1 protein-coding gene and 1 pseudogene are annotated in these 2,956 nt (G+C 41.7%); both read right to left on the bottom strand.

The window, feature by feature from the left end; all coding sequences use genetic code 11:
* Positions 1 to 771 (bottom strand): annotated as a pseudogene (locus CXF78_RS18710) (PCRF domain-containing protein); the annotation flags it as partial.
* Between the two features lie 496 nt (positions 772 to 1,267).
* Positions 1,268 to 2,932, bottom strand: coding sequence for a methyl-accepting chemotaxis protein (locus tag CXF78_RS18705; protein WP_102037603.1), 1,665 nt, complete (start codon positions 2,930 to 2,932; stop codon positions 1,268 to 1,270).
* Between the last annotated feature and the right edge of the window lie 24 nt (positions 2,933 to 2,956).

Here is a 2,956-nt window from a genome sequence, read left to right as displayed (position 1 = left end):
GTTTTGTTTACGTGCTGACCACCCGCACCCGAAGCACGGTAAGTGTCGATACGTAAATCTGATGGATTGATATCGATTTCAATATCATCATCAATTTCAGGGTAAACGAAAACAGAACAGAAAGAAGTATGACGTTTACCTGATGAATCAAATGGCGATTTACGTACTAAACGGTGCACACCGGTTTCAGTTCGCATCCAACCAAAAGCATACTCACCAGTGAACTTAATCGTAGCACCCTTAATACCAGCCACATCGCCGTCGGTGACTTCCATTAACTCTGGGCTATAACCATGCGCGTCACCCCAACGTAAATACATGCGCAGAACCATGTTGGCCCAGTCTTGTGCTTCGGTGCCGCCTGAACCAGATTGAATATCAAGATAACAGTTTGAAGCATCACTCTTGCCAGAAAACATGCGACGGAATTCGAGATCTGCCAGACGGGTGTCTAACTCCTCAAGTTCTGCGGCAGCATCATTAAAGGTTTCTTCGTCATCTTCTTCAATGGCAAGCTCAAGTAACCCTTGGATGTCTTCTAGACCCGTGTCCATATCATCAATGGTTTTAACCACAACCACTAACGCAGCACGCTCTTTACCTAATGCTTGAGCACGTTCAGGCTCATTCCACACTTCAGGGCTTTCAAGCTCGCGACTGACTTCTTCTAAACGCTCACTTTTAGCAGCGTAGTCAAAGATACCCCCGAAGTAACTCAGTACGTTCGGCTAGCTCTTTAATTTTGAATTTTACTGGATTAACTTCAAACATGAATATTCAACTTAAATTTAGCGGTTAACAAAAGGTGCAACGGCGCATTTTACCCCATGATAGGCACTAAACCTAGACCAGAAGGGCGATTATTAATAAACAAATGACGAATATATTTCATCAAATCAACATCGGGAAAAACGCTTAACCGCGAATGGATAAATGAAATGAACAGCTTATTACTATTTAATCAGAACTCGGGATAGCAAATGCCTCTCAAACAGCCCTTTGCCTTGCTCACTGCGTTATTCTGTACACAAGAAGACTTACAATAGGCCTGCTATTGACGCGTCCATTCGCTTTGTTAGCAAAACATATGACAGGTTTGATAGTGGTTAATAACTAAGATATTGATATTTATGATCATATCAACATCCCCATTCCAAGTTCAGGATATTTAAATTAAAGATCTGACTCAGAGTTAGAGTTAGATTAAAAAAGCGACTAAAAAAATGAACCACTTCGGGTTCATTTTTAATTGCCGACCAAGTCAACATTATATTTTAAATTGACCCACTAACTCCGCTAACGTCTGACCATCATCCGCAACGGTTTTACTCATACCGGACGCATCTTGACTGGCCACCAATAACGTATTAACAATCTCTTGCACTGAATTGATATTACGATTAATTTCTTCGGTCACAGAACTTTGTTCCGTTGCAGCGGTGGCTATTTGAGTACTCATGTCATTAATGCTGGTCACTGACGATGTTACTGCGCCTAAACTTTCAGAAATCGCTCTAGAAGACTCCACCGAACTCAAACAACTCACTTGGCTTTCTTCCATAGTTTGTACCGTTTGGGTCACTAGCTTATGCAGTTCAGACAGCATTTCATTAATTTCAACCGTGCTGGCCTGGGTTCGACTGGCCAAGTTTCTCACTTCATCAGCAACAACCGCAAAACCTCGACCTTGCTCGCCGGCTCGCGCGGCTTCAATTGCCGCATTTAATGCCAGTAAATTGGTTTGATCAGCAATCCCACCAATCACACTTAGCACCGAGTTAATTTTCTTAGATTGTTCACTTAATGACTTCACATTGGCCGCAGCATTGTCAATTTGACTCATTAAATTAGACACTTCCGTTAATGAGGTATCGACACAATCTTGCGCTTTCGTAACGTTATCAGAGGCAGCATGTGTGGCTTCTGCCACCATGTTAGTATTATGGGCCACGTCATGCGCTGTAGCCGACATTTCTGTGATTGCGGTGACAATTTGGTCAATTTCATTATTGTGATTATAGAGTTGCTCTGTCATTGACACTGTTTGACCATTAATACTCTGAGCTGCTTGCTTAACCCTGTCGGTCGCACCAGCAACATCACCCATAATATGCTGTAATTTGTCGATGAACAGATTAAATGCGCTGCCTAACTGCCCAATCTCATCTTCACTGGTGATATCTAAACGCTTGGTTAAATCACCTTCACCTTTAGCGATGTCATTAAGCGATGTAGCCATATTTTGAATTGGCACCACCATTTTATGGGCCATCAGCACCACGCCAAAAGCAGTAATACCAGTAAGACCTAAAGCAATTAATAGAAACATGAATGCTTTTTGATTCATCTCTTCAGTTTTATAAGTTTCATAACCGCCAATAGACTCTTCAATATCATCAATATAAGCGCCCGAGCCTAACATCCAATTGGTGTTTGGGATCATTACTGCGAAGCCGAGTTTTTCAACAAGCTGCTCGCTACCCGGTTTTTTATAATAATAAGAAAAATTACCAGTACCCGATTTAGCCGCATCTAATAGCCCAACAATAATTTTGGTACCATTAGGGTCGGCCATATCAATTTTGTTTTGGCCTTCAAGTTCAGGCATAGTCGGATGAAAAATATTGACGCCGGCATCATCATACATAAAGAAATAGCCTGCACTGCCAAAGCGTAAATCTCGTAAGGCTCCATTGACATTACCATTGCTCCCCAAAGCAAGTTGATACTCAACGACTCCTTGTGCAATCTGAACAGCTTCTTTTAGTTGGTTTTTACGCTCTGAAATTAATTCACTGCGAAAGTTATCAATATCCTTGGTTAAAGACGATTCTTCATTAACATAAAAAATACTCAGTAGTACGACGAGGATTAACGACAGCGGAATTAGCGATAACCCCAGTAGTTTATTGCGTAGGGAAGATCTCAGCATAGTGGTCAGCCTTTTGAAGGTCTT

This window comes from Shewanella sp. 11B5, from assembly GCF_002836795.1.
GTDB classification, from domain to species: Bacteria; Pseudomonadota; Gammaproteobacteria; order Enterobacterales; family Shewanellaceae; genus Shewanella; species Shewanella frigidimarina.
This window is presented reverse-complemented; position numbering and strand designations above follow the sequence as displayed.